This is a genomic window from Comamonas sp. 26, from assembly GCF_002754475.1.
Classification (GTDB): domain Bacteria; phylum Pseudomonadota; class Gammaproteobacteria; order Burkholderiales; family Burkholderiaceae_C; genus Comamonas.
In genome coordinates this window covers 2,007,009-2,024,570 of the sequence record NZ_PEFL01000001.1, presented here as the reverse complement: position 1 = coordinate 2,024,570, position 17,562 = coordinate 2,007,009, and the positions used below count along the sequence as shown (strand labels likewise).

The 17,562-nt window shown below is 59.0% G+C and carries 16 protein-coding genes; 6 read left to right on the top strand and 10 right to left on the bottom strand.

Annotated elements, in window-relative coordinates; all coding sequences use genetic code 11:
* Positions 1–48 precede the first annotated feature (48 nt).
* Positions 49–1,770: a urocanate hydratase gene (gene hutU, locus CLU84_RS09350; protein WP_099737956.1), complete on the bottom strand. Its 1,722-nt coding sequence runs from the start codon at positions 1,768–1,770 to the stop codon at positions 49–51.
* A gap of 44 nt (positions 1,771–1,814) precedes the next feature.
* Positions 1,815–3,284 (bottom strand): cytosine permease, encoded by a 1,470-nt coding sequence (locus CLU84_RS09345; RefSeq protein WP_099736930.1) that lies wholly within the window; start codon positions 3,282–3,284, stop codon positions 1,815–1,817.
* Positions 3,285–3,428: 144 nt separating this feature from the next.
* Between CLU84_RS09345 and hutC (CLU84_RS09340) the strand changes: the two genes are divergently transcribed.
* Complete coding sequence (gene hutC, locus CLU84_RS09340; RefSeq protein ID WP_099736929.1) at positions 3,429–4,157, top strand: histidine utilization repressor; 729 nt, start codon at positions 3,429–3,431, stop codon at positions 4,155–4,157.
* Between the two features lies 1 nt (position 4,158).
* Here the strand turns inward: hutC (CLU84_RS09340) and CLU84_RS09335 are convergent, their stop codons facing one another.
* The gene (locus tag CLU84_RS09335) at positions 4,159–5,046 is read right to left on the bottom strand and encodes a LysR substrate-binding domain-containing protein (RefSeq protein ID WP_255409111.1); all 888 of its coding nucleotides are present in this window, start codon (positions 5,044–5,046) and stop codon (positions 4,159–4,161) included.
* Between the two features lie 177 nt (positions 5,047–5,223).
* Here CLU84_RS09335 and CLU84_RS09330 point away from each other — a divergent pair, with 177 nt between their 5' ends.
* Positions 5,224–6,288: an aromatic ring-hydroxylating dioxygenase subunit alpha gene (locus CLU84_RS09330; protein WP_099736927.1), complete on the top strand. Its 1,065-nt coding sequence runs from the start codon at positions 5,224–5,226 to the stop codon at positions 6,286–6,288.
* A gap of 24 nt (positions 6,289–6,312) precedes the next feature.
* On the top strand, positions 6,313–7,281 hold the full coding sequence (locus tag CLU84_RS09325) for a PDR/VanB family oxidoreductase (RefSeq protein WP_099736926.1): 969 nt from the start codon (positions 6,313–6,315) through the stop codon (positions 7,279–7,281).
* Positions 7,282–7,295: 14 nt separating this feature from the next.
* On the opposite strand, the gene hutH is transcribed toward CLU84_RS09325, so the two are convergent.
* From hutH to CLU84_RS09295, 6 genes are all read right to left on the bottom strand, one after another.
* On the bottom strand, positions 7,296–8,849 hold the full coding sequence (hutH, locus tag CLU84_RS09320; protein WP_099736925.1) for a histidine ammonia-lyase: 1,554 nt from the start codon (positions 8,847–8,849) through the stop codon (positions 7,296–7,298).
* A 67-nt stretch (positions 8,850–8,916) separates the two neighbouring features.
* The gene (hutC, locus tag CLU84_RS09315; protein ID WP_099736924.1) at positions 8,917–9,687 is read right to left on the bottom strand and encodes a histidine utilization repressor; all 771 of its coding nucleotides are present in this window, start codon (positions 9,685–9,687) and stop codon (positions 8,917–8,919) included.
* A 26-nt stretch (positions 9,688–9,713) separates the two neighbouring features.
* A complete protein-coding gene (locus CLU84_RS09310) occupies positions 9,714–10,493 on the bottom strand; it encodes an ABC transporter ATP-binding protein (protein WP_099736923.1) in 780 nt (259 codons plus the stop codon).
* Positions 10,493–11,377, bottom strand: a complete 885-nt coding sequence (locus CLU84_RS09305) for an ABC transporter permease (protein ID WP_369826823.1) — start codon at positions 11,375–11,377, stop codon at positions 10,493–10,495. The genes CLU84_RS09310 and CLU84_RS09305 overlap by 1 nt, the downstream gene beginning before the upstream one ends.
* Positions 11,378–11,395: 18 nt before the next feature.
* Positions 11,396–12,373, bottom strand: coding sequence for an ABC transporter substrate-binding protein (locus tag CLU84_RS09300; RefSeq protein WP_099736922.1), 978 nt, complete (start codon positions 12,371–12,373; stop codon positions 11,396–11,398).
* Positions 12,374–12,578: 205 nt separating this feature from the next.
* On the bottom strand, positions 12,579–13,472 hold the full coding sequence (locus CLU84_RS09295; RefSeq protein ID WP_099736921.1) for a LysR family transcriptional regulator: 894 nt from the start codon (positions 13,470–13,472) through the stop codon (positions 12,579–12,581).
* A gap of 95 nt (positions 13,473–13,567) precedes the next feature.
* Here CLU84_RS09295 and CLU84_RS09290 point away from each other — a divergent pair, with 95 nt between their 5' ends.
* Together CLU84_RS09290 and CLU84_RS09285 are read left to right on the top strand one after the other, a co-directional pair.
* Positions 13,568–14,809 (top strand): CaiB/BaiF CoA-transferase family protein, encoded by a 1,242-nt coding sequence (locus tag CLU84_RS09290; protein WP_099736920.1) that lies wholly within the window; start codon positions 13,568–13,570, stop codon positions 14,807–14,809.
* Positions 14,810–14,853: 44 nt separating this feature from the next.
* Positions 14,854–16,002 carry an acyl-CoA dehydrogenase family protein gene (locus CLU84_RS09285; protein WP_099736919.1) on the top strand — a complete coding sequence of 383 codons (1,149 nt, stop codon included), beginning with the start codon at positions 14,854–14,856 and terminating at the stop codon, positions 16,000–16,002.
* Between the two features lie 226 nt (positions 16,003–16,228).
* Here CLU84_RS09285 and CLU84_RS09280 read toward each other — a convergent pair whose 3' ends face one another.
* On the bottom strand, positions 16,229–16,891 hold the full coding sequence (locus CLU84_RS09280) for an OprD family outer membrane porin (RefSeq protein WP_233209988.1): 663 nt from the start codon (positions 16,889–16,891) through the stop codon (positions 16,229–16,231).
* A gap of 59 nt (positions 16,892–16,950) precedes the next feature.
* Here CLU84_RS09280 and CLU84_RS09275 point away from each other — a divergent pair, with 59 nt between their 5' ends.
* Positions 16,951–17,496 carry a hypothetical protein gene (locus CLU84_RS09275; RefSeq protein WP_199173783.1) on the top strand — a complete coding sequence of 182 codons (546 nt, stop codon included), beginning with the start codon at positions 16,951–16,953 and terminating at the stop codon, positions 17,494–17,496.
* The last annotated feature ends 66 nt before the right edge of the window (positions 17,497–17,562 follow it).

Below are 17,562 nucleotides of genomic sequence, written 5' to 3'. Positions count from 1 at the left end.
TGCAATGCATCGAGAGAGGGGGAAGGCGCCTAGCGCCTCAGGGGGTGATTACTTGATCATCGGCAGGTTCAGGCCATGGCGCTTGGAAGCTTCCACAGCAATCTCGTAGCCTGCGTCGGCATGTCGCATCACGCCGGTGGCGGGGTCGTTCCACAACACGCGGTTCAGGCGGGCGGCTGCTTCATCCGTGCCGTCGGCCACGATGACCACGCCAGCGTGTTGCGAGTAGCCCATGCCCACGCCACCACCGTGGTGCAGGCTGACCCAGGTGGCACCGCCGGCGGTGTTCAGCAGGGCGTTTAGCAGCGGCCAGTCGGACACGGCATCGGTGCCGTCCTTCATGGCTTCGGTTTCGCGGTTGGGGCTGGCAACCGAGCCGCAGTCCAGGTGATCGCGGCCGATGACGATAGGTGCCTTCAGCTCGCCGTTCTTGACCATTTCATTGAAGGCCAAAGCCGCCTTGTGGCGCTCGCCCAGACCCAGCCAGCAGATGCGCGCTGGCAGGCCCTGGAAAGCGATGCGCTCGCGGGCCATGTCCAGCCAGCGGTGGGTGTGCGTATTGTTAGGGAACAGTTCCTTGATCTTGGCGTCGGTCTTGTAGATGTCCTCGGGGTCGCCGGACAGGGCCACCCAGCGGAACGGACCCTTGCCTTCGCAGAACAGCGGACGGATGTAGGCGGGCACAAAGCCGGGGAAATCGAATGCGTTCTTCACGCCTTCATCAAGCGCCACCTGGCGGATGTTGTTGCCGTAGTCCACCGTGGGAATGCCCATGGCCTGGAAGTCCAGCATGGCTTGGACATGGACGGCGCAGCCCTTGGCCGCAGCCTTGGTGAGGGGGGGGTGCTGGCCGGGGTCGGCGGCAGCGGCATTCCATTGCTCCACGGTCCAGCCCACAGGCAGGTAGCCGTTGATCAGATCATGGGCCGAGGTCTGGTCGGTGACGATGTCGGGACGGATGCCACCGGACTTGGCGCGCTTGACCAGCTCGGGCAGAATTTCGGCCGCATTCCCGAGCAGGGCGATGGAGACGGCCTCGCCTTTTTCGGTGTGGTGCTTGATCAGGGCCAGTGCGTCGTCAATGTCCTTGGCCTGCTTGTCTACATAGCGGGTACGCAGGCGGAAGTCGATGCTGGACTGCTTGCACTCAATGGCCAGCACGCAGGCACCGGCCAGCACGCCTGCCAGAGGCTGGGCGCCGCCCATGCCGCCGAGGCCGGCCGTGAGAATCCACTTGCCGGTCAGGTCGTTGTTGTAGTGCTGGCGACCGGCTTCGACAAAGGTCTCGAACGTGCCTTGCACAATGCCTTGCGCGCCGATGTAAATCCAGCTGCCGGCCGTCATCTGGCCATACATGAACAAGCCCTTTTGGTCCAGTTCATTGAACTTTTCCCAGTGGGCCCACCTGGGCACGAGGTTGGAATTGGCCAGCAGCACGCGCGGTGCATCGGGATGGGTCTTGAACACGCCCACCGGCTTGCCCGACTGGATCAGCAGGGATTCATCGGCTTCCAGCTTCTTGAGCTGGGCCAGGATCTCGTCATAGCACTCCCAGTTGCGGGCCGCGCGACCGATACCGCCGTACACCACCAGTGCTTTGGGGTTCTCGGCCACATCGGGGTCGAGGTTGTTTTGCAGCATGCGGTAGGCAGCTTCGGCCAACCAGTTCTTGCAGTGCAGCGTGGTGCCGCGGGGTGCGCGGATCTCGCGGCTGGCGTCGTAGCGAGGGTCTTGCTTGGAGGCGCTGAGGATGGCGTCGTTGGCGTTCATGGTCATGTCCTTCATGAAAAACGGTGAAATCCCTGCCCGACGGATCAGGCGATAGAAGCGGTGGTTGGATAAGCAGCAGTGCTGTCCTGGCTGGAAGAGACAGTGGCCTGTGTGGCCGGATAAATCATCTGGCTGGGGACATTCATGGTCTTCTTGGCCAGCGGGTAATACACAAGCGAGGTCAGGAACAGGCTCACGATCCAGGAGATATCGGCACCATCCAGTGCCTTGGCAATGGGACCGACATACAGAGCCTGGCTCATGAAGGGGATCTGAATAAGCACGCCCATGATGTAGCAGCCCAGTGCCACCCAGTTGTAGTCACCGTAGCGGCCTTTGCCGTCATACAGCGCAGGGATGTCCACTTTCTCTTTGGACACCAGGTAATAGTCCACCAGGTTTACGGCGCTCCAAGGCACGAACACGGTCAGCAACACCAGCACGAAGTTCTTGAACGTTGCCAGGAAGTGGGAACTGGCCAGCAAAGCGATCAGCACAGACAGAAGCACAAAAGCAAAGATATAGACAACTCGGGCGACAGGGGAGTACTCGCGCTTGTGGCTGAAAGCACTCGATGTAGTGATCATGGCCATAAAGCCACCGTAGGCGTTCAGACAATTCACGGTCAGCTTGCCCGTAACGATCACCAGATAGATCACCACAGCCAACGAACCCGCCAGGCTGCCCAGAAAGCCCACTTGATTCTTCACAAAGTTGGCTCCCAGAGCAGCCACCAGCACGCCAAAGGTCATTGCCAGTTGCGAGCTGATGACGCTGCCACCAAAGGTGGTCCAGAACGTGGCACCTGTAGAAGTCTTGCTAGGCAGATAACGCGAATAGTCGGCGACATAAGGCGCATAAGTCATCTGCCAGCCGGCCGACAAGGCCATGGCAATCAGGAAGGTAGCCCAGGTGAAAGGCTTTTGACCGAAAGCCGTGGCTACGTCGTACTGATGGAACAGCTGCCAGGCCAGGTAACTAAAGCCCAGAATGCCAACCACAGTGGCCACACGGCCCAGTGCGTGGATCAACCGGTAACCTACGGTGGCAACCACGGCGGTCAGTAGCCCGAAGATGACGATTCCAGCAGCAGGATGGTTGAAGCCGAACATCAGATTGATGGCCTGACCTGAGAGCACGGCGCCTGTGGCGGAAAAGCCCAAATACATCAGGATGCACATGGTCAGCGGCAGGGCTGCGCCCTTAACACCAAACTGCACGCGGCTGGAGATCATCTGCGGCAAGCCCAGACGTGGCCCCTGTGCCGAGTGCAGCGCCATCACGGCGCCGCCCAGAATATTGCCGATCAGCAGGCCAATGATCGCCGTCATGGCCTCTGCGCCGAACACCACGGCCAGCGCGCCGTCGACCACGGCCGTGATCTGCATGTTGGCACCGAACCAGAGAGTGAACTGGCTGAAGGGAGAGCCGTGACGCTCGCTTTCGGGAACCATGTCAATGGTTCTGGTTTCCACTTGGCCAGAGATGCCTGGCGCCGCTGCCTCGTTGTTCATTGTCTATCTCTCTAATTGGGAGTTGATCCACTAAGTGATACATACAACTAATCAACTTGTTGGCAAAGTTGTATATAACAATTTTGTGTTGTACTGTTCAGAGCGTCAATTGCCTACAAAGACTTTTTTACTCTCGCAAACCCTATGAGCCTTCCTTCAGGTACTCAAACAGCAAACGCCATCGCACCGGCCTTTCAGCGCATCAAGGACTACGTGCTGCAGCAGATTCACAGCGGCCAATGGCAGGAAGGTGATTCGATACCGAGCGAGGCGTCGCTGGCCAAGCAATTCAATGTGGCGCGCATGACCGTCAACCGCGCCTTGAAGGAGCTCAGTGAAGCGCAGACCCTGCTGCGTGTTCAGGGTTCAGGCACTTTTGTGGCGCAACAAAAATACCAATCTACGCTCGTGCAGTTACGCAATATCGCCGACGAGATCGAGGCGCGCGGTCATCAGCACAAAGGCGTTTTGCAGCGGCTCGAGCGCTTCAAGCCTGATACGGCATTGCTCAGACATTTCGAGCTGGAGGGGCCCCATGGGCTGTTTCATTCGGTCGTCGTCCACTACGAAAACGATGTTCCCATTCAAGTAGAAGATCGCTACGTCAATCCCCTGGTCGCTCCCGAATACATGTCGCAGGACTTTGGCAGACAGACCCCCAACGCGTACTTGACCCGTGTCGCCCCCGTGCAAGGGGTTCAGTTCTCGATCGAGGCCAGTCAACCCAGCGCGGAAATTGCCGAGCTGTTGCAGATTGAGGCGCAAGAGCCTTGCCTCGTACTGCGTCGGCGTACCCGCTCCTATGGTCAGGTCGCCTCGGTTTCTGCACTCTGGCACCCCGCCTCCCGCTACCAGTTCACCGGCAGCTTTTGATTCAAGCCTGTACCGACTGGCTGATCTGTTGCAGCCACTCGTACAGCTCCATGGCAAACGGGCGATAGAGCGAAGCCGGATTCCAGGCCAGGAAATAAGGTTCGGGCAGTGGTAAACGGTGTTCAAACGGCACCACCAGCCGCCCACTGTCTATGTCAGCCTTCAACATTGCAGACTGGGCCAGCACCACCCCATGGCCTGCGAGTGCCGCATCAATCGCGGCGCCTGCCTGTGAATAATCCAGCGTGGGGCGCGGCGGCTTGACCGGAACATTCAGACTTTGCGCCCAGGCGTCCCAGCCGGGAATCGCGCCATAGTCCCTCTCCCATTCAATGCCAATCAATGGCAGGGACAGCAACTCCAAAGGCGTCAATGACGGTTTTCCATTGAGCCAGCTAGGTGCGCAGGCGGCAAGCACGCTGTCGGTATGCAGCTGCAGATGGTGCTCATGCTTGAGGGCCTGCGAGCCATAGCTAATGCGAAAGTCCGCCTCGGCCCGGCTCAGGTCCGGTTCGGCATCCGTGCTCATAAGCCGTACTCTGGCTTGAGCATGCGTGGCACGCCACTCGAACAGCTGCAGGCCCAGCCATTTACTGGCCACGGAAGAGAGGCAGCTGATGACCAGCCCCTGCTCTTCACGCGCACTCTCCAGCACTGCGCTGGCACGGTGCAGCTGTGAAAAAACGGCTTTGATTTCCCTCAGATAGAGCTGCCCCCAGCGAGACATTGCCACGCCCTTGCCGCGGCGCTCAAACAGCGGCAAATCCAGAATTCCTTCCAGCTTTCGAATCTGCTGACTGACGGCCCCGGCGGAAATATGAAGCTCTTGCGCCGCAGCGGTGACGCTGCCGGTTCTAGCAACCGCTTCAAACACTTGTATGGCCCTCAAAGGAGGTAGTTTTGCACGCAACGACGCCTCCTGTTCAAGAGCTTCATCAAGACGTCATAGTTTAGCTTTTCTAAAATGAAATGCAGAACAAATGCATTGTGTATGCCCTCTTTCCCCGCCTAAGCTTTGGCGTCACAGAAGAGCTTTCGATGTTCTACAAAAAAGAAGGGTTGAACCATGTTTCTACGCAATGCTTGGTATGTGGCCGCTTGGTCGCATGAGATTTCAGAAGGCCTGCACGCCAAGAAAATTCTTGCAGAGAACATCGTTTTCTACCGAAAGAAAGACGGTCGTGTTGTCGCGTTGGAAGATGCTTGCCCACACCGCAAAGTGCCTCTTTCGATGGGGCGTATCAAAGATGACCAGCTTGAGTGTGGCTACCACGGGCTGACGTTCGACTGCTCAGGTAGCTGCGTACGCGCACCAGGAATGGAGAGGGCTCCAAGCAACGCCAAAGTACGCTCTTATCCGGTGGAGGAGCGCTATGGCCTGCTTTGGATCTGGATGGGCGAGACGCACAGTGCCGAAACTTCCAAAATCTTTGAAGTTGAGCACTGGGGTGACCAGCAGTGGGGGCTCAATCAGGGCGACGGAATGGAGCTGGCATGCAGCTATCTCTATATGACCGACAACCTGCTGGATCCTACCCATGTTGCCTGGGTACACCTCACCTCGTTCGCGGGTGCAGCCTGCGAGGACACACCACTGGAACTGGCTGCTACAGATGCCGGCGTGACGGTTTCGCGCTGGATTATGGATCAGCCACCTGCACCGTTTTATGCGCCATTTCTGAGTTTTGAGGGCAACTGCGATCGCAAGCAGCACTACGAGGTGCGCTACCCGGCAAACGCCTTGGTCAAGTCCATTTTCTGCCCAGCCAACACCGGTGGCGAAGGTCGTGAACTGCCGTCCAACACCTTTGTGATGGACAGCTATAACTTCATCACACCCATAGACGAAAAATCCTGTCGCTACTACTGGTTTCAGCTACGCAACTTTGCTCCTAATGACGCAGAGGTTTCGCGCCAGTTCGCCAGTTCAGTTCGCTTTGCTTTTGAAGAAGATCGCGTGATCCTGCAGGCGCTGCAAATTGGTATGGACAACAAGACCACTCCCCATATCGATATCAAAAGCGATCGTGGACCCAAGCAGTTTCGCAAGCACCTGGCCGACCTGATTGCGCAGGAGCAAGGCCAAGCACCAAAGGTCCTTGAGATCCCTGTCAAAGCCGTTTCTGCGTGAGACCGCTGCGCAAAGGAATGATCGATGTCCAATTTGTTAGCTACTCAGATCGTCAACATCCGGTGGGAAGCGCCAGATATTTGCAGCCTGACCCTGCGTCCGCTTGACCATGTACTGAAGGCCACCAGCATTCAGGCCGGTGCACATATTGACCTGCACCTAGGGAAGGGCATCGTTCGCAGCTATTCGCTCATAAACCCTGGCGATACGCAAAGCTATCGCATTGCAGTGAAACTCGAACCGGCCAGCCGGGGTGGTTCCCGCCATGTACATCAGCAATTGCATATCGGCCAGAGCCTTGAGATCAGCCAGCCGCGCAATCACTTTTCGCTGGACGAGTCGGCCGCACATTCGGTGCTAGTGGCGGGCGGCATCGGGATCACCCCCATCTTTGCCATGCTGCAGCGCCTGCAGCAGCTGGGAAAAACCGTACATCTGATCTATTGCGCCAGACGCAGAGCCGATGCCGCGTTTCTGAATGAAATAGAAACGCTGATGGCCAGCCATGCTGACGGCATGTCTGTGCAGTATTGCTTTGCCGATGAGGGGATGGCCATTCCCGACCTCCAGGCCTTGCTGGCAGGTCACACTGCCAACACTCATTTTTATTGCTGCGGCCCTGCACCCATGCTGGATGCGTTTGAGCAGGCCTGTGCCGCTCTAGGCCATGCGCACTTGCATCTGGAGCGTTTCAGCCCGCCTGAGCAAGCGGCACCTGCAGCAAGCGGCAGCTATACCGCCATGCTGAAAAAATCTGGCCTGACTTTGAAAGTCGAAACCGGTCAAAGCCTGCTGGATGCCATCCTGGATGCAGGCGTGACCGCCGATTTCAGTTGTCGTGAAGGTATTTGCGGATCCTGCGAAACCAAGGTGTTGTGTGGCGAAGTAGAACATCGCGACTTTGTCCTCAGCAAAGAGGAGAAAGCCGCGAATCGCACCATGATGCTCTGTGTTTCTGCTTGCAAATCAGAGTATCTGGAACTGGATATCTAAGCCACGGACACCGCTTAAAGTGCGCTGCTGGGCAGAATGTTCTGCAGCGCTGCGGGCCATGCGGTATTCAAAGCCCACAGGCGCATGCTTTCGATATCGGGAGCCAGAAAACGGTCTTTTTCCAGATAGGCCACCTGGCTGCGGATCAGTGCATATTGCGCCTCGATCAGCGCCGAGCTTTTGAGGCGGCGATCAAAGTCCATACCCTGTGCTGCGGCCATGGCTTCAACGCCCACGATGACGGCCGTGTTCCTGGCCATTTCGCCCAGGCGACGCGCCCCATAGGTGGCCATGGAGACATGGTCTTCCTGGTTGGCGGAAGTGGGCAGGCTGGTCACGCTGCTGGGGTGGGCGAGGCACTGGTTCTCAGCCGCCAGGGCAGCTGCCGTCACCTGGGCGATCATGAAGCCCGAGTTGACGCCGCTGTCCTCGATGAGGAAGGCGGGCAGGCGCGACAGCCCGGTATCGAGCAGCAAGGCCATGCGGCGTTCGGAAATCGCACCGATCTCTGCCAGTGCCAGGGCAATGATGTCGGCCGCAAATGCCACGGGTTCGGCGTGGAAGTTGCCGCCCGAGATCACATCGCCGTTGTCGAAGACCAGCGGGTTGTCCGAAGCGGCATTGGCCTCTATGACCAGCACGCGCGCGGCATGGCTGAGGTTGTCCAGGCAGGCGCCCATGACCTGGGGTACGCAGCGTATGGAGTAGGGGTCTTGCACGCGGCCGCAGTTGGGGTGGGAAGGATCGATGGCGCTGCCGTCGAGCAGCTCGCGCACGGCGGCAGCAACTGCGATTTGCCCCAGTTGCCCGCGGGCGGCGTGGATGCGCGCATCGAAGGGTTTGACCGAACCCTGAATCGCTTCCAGGGTCAGGCAACCGGCGACCAGGCCGGCGGCCAGCACGCTCTCGGTCTGGAACAGGCCGGACAAAGCCAGTGCGGTGGAAACCTGGGTGCCGTTGAGCAGTGCCAGACCCTCTTTAGGGCCCAGTACAAAGGGCTTGAAACCCACATACAGCATGGCTTCATGGCCCGATACCGTCACGCCGTTGACTTTGGCCTGGCCTTCGCCTATCAGCACGCAGGCCAGGTGCGACAGCGGTGCCAGATCGCCGGAAGCTCCCACCGAACCCTTGGAGGGAATCACCGGCAGCGCATCGGCGTTGGCCAGTGCCAGCAGGGCATCTACCAGCTCGGGGCGCACGCCAGAATGCCCGCGTGCCAGGCTTACAGCCTTGGTGGCCAGAACTAGGCGCACCACAGGGTCGGGCAGAGGCTCGCCCGTGCCCACGCTGTGCGACAGCACGAGATTGCGCTGTAGCTCGGCCAGGCGATCGTGCGCGATCTTGGTCGACGCCAGCTTGCCGAAGCCGGTGTTGATGCCGTACACCACCTGGTCTTCATCCACAATGTGCTGCACATGGGCCTGTGCTGCCCGCATGTCTGCATAGGCCGATGAGGCCATGCTCAGCTTCAGGCCACCGTCTTGAATGGCGCGCAGCTGGGTCAGCGTGACCTGGCCGGGTTGCAGTTCCAGAGAGGCCGAGAAGCGTGGGTTGGTGGTGTTCATGGCTATACCTGTATATACAGTTGAAGACAAGCAAAAAACATCCGCAAGGATCTAAGGCCGCGCGGCCTTAGCCGCCGTGAACGGAATCCGTGCGGAACCGGCTACCGAGTCGGTAGCGCATGCCCGGATGCACGCAATGCACCCAGGTAATCGGAGTGCCACGCAGCCATGTGCGGCGTGTCAGCATCAGGCAGGGTTGATCGGCCGACATCTGCAGCCACTGCGCTTGCTCGGCCGTGGGCAGCATGGCATCGACCACATGTTCAATCTGGTCGTACTGCACATTGCGCACCAGATAGACCGAGGGCTGAACTGCCGAAAAATCCTGGTTCATGAAATCCGGCACCAGGCGTGGATTGACGTAGCGATCCTCGAGTTGAACCGGGACCTCGTTCTCGAAGTGCACGCCTTGCAGATGAAACACCGAGGCGCCCACGCTCAAGTCCAGGGCGGCAGCGACCTCCAGGGAGGCCGATTCGCGGTTCATGCTAATGAGCTCAAAGCGGTGGTCGTGGCCGCGTTGCGCGATTTCTTCGCCGATATTGGCAATTCGCAGCAATGTGGATTGCGGCTTTTCTTCGGCCACAAACGAGCCCACGCCAGCCACGCGCACGATGACGCCTTGTTCGGCCAGCTCGCGCAGGGCGCGGTTGGCCGTCATGCGCGCCACGCCAAATTGCTGCACCAGTTCCTGCTCCGAGGGAATGCGTTCGCCCGCCGCCAACGAGCCGTCGCTGATCTTGCGCAGCACATGCTCCTTGACCTGCTGGTACAGAGCGAGGGGCACGTCACGGGCTGGCCTGACTGTGCTGCGGGAGAGGGCGGCTTGGGAGTTCATGGCGATGGAAAATTCTGCAACAGCCCTCAGTGTGCAGCAGCGGCCAGAGCCTCGGCCCGAATTTCTTCCGTCAGCCTAGCCTTGAGTTCCATGAACTCCGGTGAAGTCTTGACGGTGTAGTGCCGGGGATGCGGCAGGTTGACCGGAATATCGGCCTTGATGCGACCGGGGCGAGCGCTGAAAACCGCCACCCGATTGGCCATGAAAATGGCTTCGTCGATATCGTGGGTCACGAACATCACGGTTTTGCGCTCGGCTTCCCAGATACCCAACAGCAGCTCTTGCATCAGCACGCGCGTCTGGTTGTCCAATGCGCCAAAAGGCTCGTCCATCAGCAAAATCTTGGGGTCGTTGGCCAGCGCCCGCGCAATGGCGGTGCGCTGCTGCATGCCGCCCGACAACTGCTTGGGATAGTGGTTTTCGAAACCTCTCAGCCCCACCTTGGCGATGAAGTAATCGCTGCGTTCTTTTTGCAGCGCCTCGCTGACTCCTTTTTCACGCAGACCAAAGCGAATGTTCTGAGCCACGGTAAGCCAGGGGAAAAGCGTGTAGCTCTGGAACACCATGCCGCGGTCGGCGCCGGGGCCGTCCACCACCTTGCCGTCCAGCAGCACCTGGCCAGTGGTCGGAAAATCCAGGCCTGCAGCAATGCGCAGCATGGTGGATTTTCCGCAGCCCGATGGGCCGAGGATGGTGACGAAGTCGTTTTCCTTGACCTCGAAATCCACAGGCAGCAAGGCCTGGGTGCTCGTGCCTTTGTGGCTGGTGAAGGTGCGAGAAACACCTTGAATGGACAGCAGATTCATTACAGTGTGCTCCATTCGAACATGCGACGGTTGACGGTCTTGAAGATGAAATCGGAGACCAGGCCGATCAGACCGATCACGATGATGCCGAAGATGATCTGGCCGGTATTGAGCAGTGCCTGGCTGTCGGTAATCATGTGGCCGATGCCGGATGAGGAGCCGATCAGCTCGGCCACGATGACATAGGTCCAGGCCCAGCCCAGCACTAGTCTCAGCGTTTCGGCGATGCCCGGTGCGGCGCCGGGAATGAGCACGCGGCGAACAATGCCGGTATTGCTGGCGCCCAGGGTATAGGCGGCCTCCACCAGGTCCTTGCGGGCACCGCCCACGGTGACGGCAACCATCAGCGTGATCTGGAAGACCGAGCCTATGAAGATCACCAGCAGCTTCTGGGTTTCGCCCACACCGGCCCAGAGGATCAAGAGGGGAATGAAGGCCGAGGCCGGCAGGTAGCGGCAAAAAGAGACAAAGGGCTCAAAGAACGCTTCCACCGGCTTCCACGCGCCCATGGCAATGCCTAAGGGCACGGCGACGGCAGACGCCAGAATAAAGCCGGCCATGACGCGCCATACCGTCATGCCTATGTCGTGCAGAAAGTTGAACTCGGTGAACAGCAGAATGCCTTCGCGCATCATGGTCAGCGGGCTGGCCAGGAAGGTCGGCGACACCATGCCGCCAAAGGTCACGGCAGACCAGACCATGACGAAGAAAACGAAAAAACCTATGCCCAGCAGCCATTTGGCTCTGTGGCTGACCGGCTCCAGCGGAGCCATATAGCGTCTGCGCACCGGCTTGAAGGAAGGTTGCACCGGAGACTGCAGCGAAGTTGACACGCCCTGAGGCGTGGCCGGTGCAGAGGGGGCAGAAGAAGATACCGCGTTCATGTGCAACCTCTTGCTCGCTTACTTGATGAAGCTGTTTTCGTACATGACGTTGTAGTTCTCGGGCATGCTGCGAATCACGCCGGCTTCCTTGAGAATGACGGCCGCTTCCTTCATGAAGGGCAGCAGATCATTGGCAAAGAATTTCTGGTTGGCTTCCTTGTCCGACCATTTGAGGAAGGCGGCCGACTTGCCGAACTGTTCGCCGCTTTGCTTGACGGCAGTACCCATGATTTCGTAGCTTTTTTCCTTTTCGGCCTGGATCATGGCCACGGCGTCAAAGTAGGACTGGGTCAGCGCCTTGGCGGCAGCGGTATTGGCCTTGAGCCATTTGGGGTCGCAGCCCACGGTATCCATCACCATGGGGTAGTCGATGGTGGTAGCCAGAATCTTGCCGGCTGCCGGGTTGGCACGCACCGTGGACAGATAGGGCTCGTACGTCATGGCCGCATCGTTCTGGCCGGAGACAAACGACTGGGCGGCTGGCTGAGGCTCCAGCGACACGGTTTTCACGTCCTTCATGGTCATGCCGTTCTTGTTCAGCATCCAGGCCAGACCGAAATAGGGGGCGGTGCCAGGGGCGCTGACGGCAATCGTCTTGCCCTTGAGGTCGGCGAAGCTCTTGACGTCGTTGCGCACGGCGATGCCGTCGGCACCGTAGGACTTGTCCATCTGGAAGATCTGCACAATGGGCACGCCATTGGTATTCCACGCCACATGGGTCTCGATGGTGGTGGCTGCGCATTGCACGGCACCCGATGCCAGCGCCAGATGGCGGTCCTTTTGCGGGATCATCTTCAGCTCGACATTGAGCCCGTTCTTCTTGAAGATGCCGGCCTTGTCGGCCAGGGTCAAAGGTGCAAAGCCTGTCCAGCCGGACATGCCCAGGACGATCTTGGTTTCCTGCGCTGTGGCTTGCTGAGCGCCGGTTGCCAGACAGGCGGCGGCCAGAGCCCACTGCCAGATGGGGAAGCGACGGGTGGTGTGTGTCGGTGTCATATGACCCTCCTCGGTCAATGCGAGTTCAGCAAGGTTGGTAGCTCCGGCTTTGCTGCCAGAGCGGCAGCGCGGACGGCAAAGTGTGTTTTTGTTGATCAGGCTTGTATATACAGGCTTACCCGAAATCAGACTGACCCCCGAGCTTGTTGCAAACCGCATGCCAGCTTGCATGCGTGAGGAGGGAGGGAAATGGGCAAACCAGGCGCTACGGTGGTGCAATAACGCTTTTGGCAACGCTCAGAAATGGTGCAATCAAGGAAGAGGCATTGCTGCTGGGCACGGACAGCACAATCGCCTGCTTGGCGACTTTGCCCTTGATGCGCTTGCACACCAGACGCTTGCCATCGTGCGTTCTGTCCACCGTGGGGCGCGTAGTCAAGATGCTGACGCCATGGCCGTTGGCCACCATGGAGCGCAGCAGCTCGATGGAAGAGAACTCATAGACGACGGTAGGTGTGACGCCGGCCTCGCGAAACAAGGATAGAAAATACTCCCGGCTTTGCGGCAGCTTGATCAGCAGCACAGGCGATTGGGCCAGCTGCGCCAGACTCACGCTGGTAGCCGATGCCAGCGCGTGCCGGGTCGGCAGGAGTACATAGGGCGCCAGGGCCGCCACCGGATGCGTGGTGATTCTGGGCCTTGACAAGCCCAGCTCGTACTGAAGCGCGGCATGGATCTCCCCGCGCTCCACCTGCCGGGTCAGCGACTCGATATCGCCTTCTATGAGTTCCAGCGTGATCTCCGGGTAGCGCTTTTGCATTTGCGACAGGATCTGCGGAATCCATAGCGCGCCTAGGGTGCTGAGAAAGCCCAGGCGCAAAACACCGGACAGGTTCTGGCTGCGGCGCTCCTGCAGTTTCTCCGCAGCCTCCAGCAAGGCCAGCGCCTCGCGGCTTCTGGCCAGTCCTGCGGCCGTCAGATCCAGGCCTTTGCCATGCCGCCGGACGAAAAGTGCCTCACCCCAATGAGTCTCAAGATCGGCTACCGCCTTGGATACCGAAGGTTGCGAGACGTTGATGGCCTGGGCCGCCTTGGCCGTGCTGCCATGGCGCGCTGCGGCGACGAAATACTCGAGTTGGCGCAGGTTGATGTGAATCAATTTTTTGAATTCAGAAAATATGAAATGAATATTTTCCTTTAATTCACGATTCACTCAGCATCGATGCATCTTCTCAGGCGAGCAACGTAAATCCCATGTCCATCTCTGCTGAAAATTCCGTCTCCCGTCCTCTGGATGGCATACGCATTCTGGATTTCACCCGGGTGCTGGCCGGCCCCATGTCCACGGCACTGCTGGCAGATCTGGGTGCCGAGGTGGTGAAGGTGGAGCCGCCCCAGGGCGATGACTACCGCGCCATAGGGCCCATGAAGAACGGCCAGAGTGCGCTGTTCACCGTCATGAACCGCAACAAGCAAAGCCTGGTGCTGGACCTCAAGAATCCGCAGGCCGCCGAAATCGTGCAGCAACTGGCGCAGAAAGTGGATGTGGTGGTGGAGAACTTCCGGCCCGGGGTGGCGGAGCGTCTGGGCATAGGCCCCGAGAAGCTGCGCAGCCTCAATCCCAAGCTGGTGTATGTCAGCGTTTCCGGCTTCGGACAAACCGGCCCGCTGGCCCATAGACCCGCCTACGACATCATTGTTCAGGCCATGAGCGGGCTGATGGAGGCGACCGGCGAACCCGACGGTGCTCCCACCTTGGTGGGGGAGGCCGTCAGCGATGTCGTCGCGGGGCTGTTTGCCTCTTGGGCCACGCTGGCCGCCTTGCTGCAGGCACAACGCACAGGCCAGGGCCAGCATGTGGACGTGGCCATGTTCGATACCACGCTGACTTTTCTGGCGACCTCGGTATCCCGCTATCTGTTCACGGGCCAGCCAGCCAGGCGCGTGGGGAATCGTCACCCGCTGTCGGCGCCATTCGGGGTTTACAAGGCGCGCGACGGGCACTTTGCCTTGGCGGTACTCAATAAAAAATTGTTCGACGCCACGGTGCTGGCCATGGAATTGCCGCAGTTGGTCGATGACCCGCGCTTTGCCACCGATGAGACGCGCTCGGCCCATGAGCCCGAGCTACGCAGCACACTGGAGGGCTGGAGCTGCCGGCACGGCGTGGCCGATGTAGTGGCAGCGCTGGATGCTGCAGGCGTGCCCGTGGCGCCGATCTGGAATATCGAGCAGGCGCTGGAGTCTCCGCAAATACATGCGCGCGGTTTGTTACGTGAAGTGGAAGACGAGCGCCTGCCCGGCATGCGCTTGCCCACCCAGCCCGTTCATTTCAAAGGTAGTGCACCCAACCGCACAGAAAGAGCTCCGGCCCTGGGTGAGCACACGGAGTTGTTGCTCAGCAGTTGGCTGGGCCGCAGCCAGGAGGCCATCGCCGCCTTGCGCAATGCCGGCGCACTGGGGGCGACGGATGTTGTCCAAGCCGAATCTCACTGAACGATAGCCAACCCCATCTACTCACCTTGGATAGCGAGAAAAATATGAGTTTTTTACGACTGGGTAGCACCGAAGAAGACCAGGCCATTGCCGATGCCGTGGACCGTTTTGCACAGGAAACCCTGGCGCCCGTGGCCCAGGCCATGGACGAGGAGGCCTTTTCTGCCACCCGCCATGTGCCCGGCCTGGCCCAACTGGGTGTGATGGGCATGAACCTGCCCGAATCCCTGGGCGGCCCGGGCGTCACGCCCACGGCCATGTTGATGTCGCTGGTGGCCATTTCCCGCGCCTGTGCGGCCACCTCCTCGATGATCGGCGCCCACTACCTGGGCACCGACGCCTTGCTGATTGGCGGCAATGCCGAGCAGCACCAGCAATGGTTGCCGCGCTGCGCCAGCGGCGAATGGCTGGCTGCGTTTGCCTTGACCGAGCCGCGCGGCGGCTCCCATCCTGCCGACATGCGCACCAAAGCAGTGCTCGATGGCGATGAATACGTGCTCACAGGCGTTAAGCATTTCATCTCCAATGCGGCCGAAGCCACCTTCATGATCGTGTTTGCTAAGACCGATATGGATGCCGGCGCGCGCGGCGTCAGTGCCTTCATCGTGCCCCGCAATCTGCCGGGCATACAGATTTCCTCGCCCGAGAAGCTGATGGGCATACGCGGCGGTCATGCTTTTGAAGTCTCTCTGGAAGGGGTGCGCGTACCGGCCGCCAACCGGCTGGGAGCCGAAGGCAGCGGGTTCAAGATCGCCATGAAGGTGCTGGACAACAGCCGCCTAGATGTGGCGGCCACCTCGCTGGGGATTGCCGAGGCAGCCTTGAAGGAGGCTGCCGAATGGGCAAATCAGCGCCTTGTTGGCGGTGAACCTCTGGCCACCAAGCAGGCCATCCAGTTCAAGCTGGCCGATATGAAGCTGCGGCTGGAAGCCGCCTGGGGCCTGACCATGCAGGCCCTGGCCTTGCGCCAAGCAAGGCAGCCCTTCAGCCAGCAATCGGCCATGGCCAAGCTCTACGCCTCCGAGATGGTGGGTTTTGTGACCGATGAAGCGCTGCAAATCCACGGCGGCTACGGCTACACCCGCGAGATGCCGTTGGAGCGCTATGTGCGCGACGCCCGAATTTTGCGCATCTACGAGGGCTCTTCCGAAATCCAGCGCACCATCATTGCCCGCTCAGTTTTGGGACATTGATACTGACTGAATAGAGCAGCCCTGTTTCTGCTCACGGAGGGCGTTGTTGCATAACGTGCAACTTGCCAGCGTGTAGGCTGAACAACGCCGAATTTGTTCAGTCTGGCGCTGCGTCAGGCGATGAGTTTTGTTGAATTCCTTTGGAATCTGTCAAGGCTGGATTGGCCAGTACCTAACGCGAGATCCGAAGCTCCAGCTAATTTCTCTATTTGAAATGCTGTCAAGTTCACAGGACGCTAAACGGGAGTTCCGCTTGCAGGCGAAGCTGATTCATATTGGCTTCCCCTTGCGCTTTATTTGTACGATGCACGCCATAGCGTAGTTGCAACGACAGGTTCTTCGCCGCTCCCTGCTGAACGGTGTATCGAACCAGAAGGTCCCGTTCCCAGTGCTTGCCATTGGCTCCTGAATAGCCGAGATAGCTGGCATACACGGCGTTGAGATGGCTGTTATCGATACCGGAACCTCGGGTGTAGGCCACGCTCGCACTCAGCCCCGGGGCTGCAATAGTAGTCAGGTCTACGTCGTATTTGAGCTGCCAGGAAGCCGCACGCGGACCATTGAAGTCGGATAGCTGCATCGCGTTTTCCAGCCAGATGGAGCCTCGATTCACATAGTCAAAGGGGTTGTTCCCGTTGACCTTCTGGTAGCCCAGGCCGAATTTGTGAGCGCCTACGGCATAGCTACTCATCAAGCTCCAGGTCGTGGTGTCGATTTCGCCAGACTTTGCTTTGCCTGTATCAGTGCTGCGATAGAGGTTCAGATTGAACGACAGCGAACGTTTATTTGACAGAGGAAGCTTGTAAAAACTTCCCAGATAAGCAGTGTTCCAGTTATCCGCGTATTGACCGTAATAGCTGCTCAGTGTCAGATTGGTGATGGGCGTCACCCAAGCGCCACCGATAAAGCTGAAGGAGCTACTCCTATCCGCTACTCCCTTGGATTGGCGTGATCGCTCTGGGTTACAGCATCGGGCCGTGGTTTGGTAAAGCCTGTGAAGCAACAAAGCGCAGGCGCTATTTGCTGGTTGCAGGCATTAGCTGTCTTCTGGGCTTTGCAGTGCTACGCACTCTTAACGTGTATGGCGATGCGTCTTGGATGACCGGGGCGAACACTTTGCAGACCGCCATGTCATGGTTCAACGTTACCAAGTATCCGCCCTCATTGTTATTCCTGCTGTTGACGCTTGGTATCGGATTGCTGCTGATGTGCGCATTCGAGCACGCGGCAAGTCGCAACTGGCTGAAACCGCTGGCCACGTTGGGAGCCGCACCGATGTTCTTTTATGTGCTTCATCTGTACGTGCTCAAGTTCATGTACTTGGTTGCAGTTGCGATCTGGGGTGTCAATCAGGGGCAGTTGTTCGGCCTAAGCAGTTTGCTATGGTTGTGGGTGATATCAGCGTTGTTGGCCGTAGGTTTATATCCAGCAGTACGCTGGTTTGCAGCGCTCAAGCAACGTCGGCGTGACATCACATGGCTGAAGTACCTGTAGATGCTGCTCAAAGAGCGAGCCACGGCACAATATTGCCTCTGGCCACTTCCATGACATAGCCTCGAC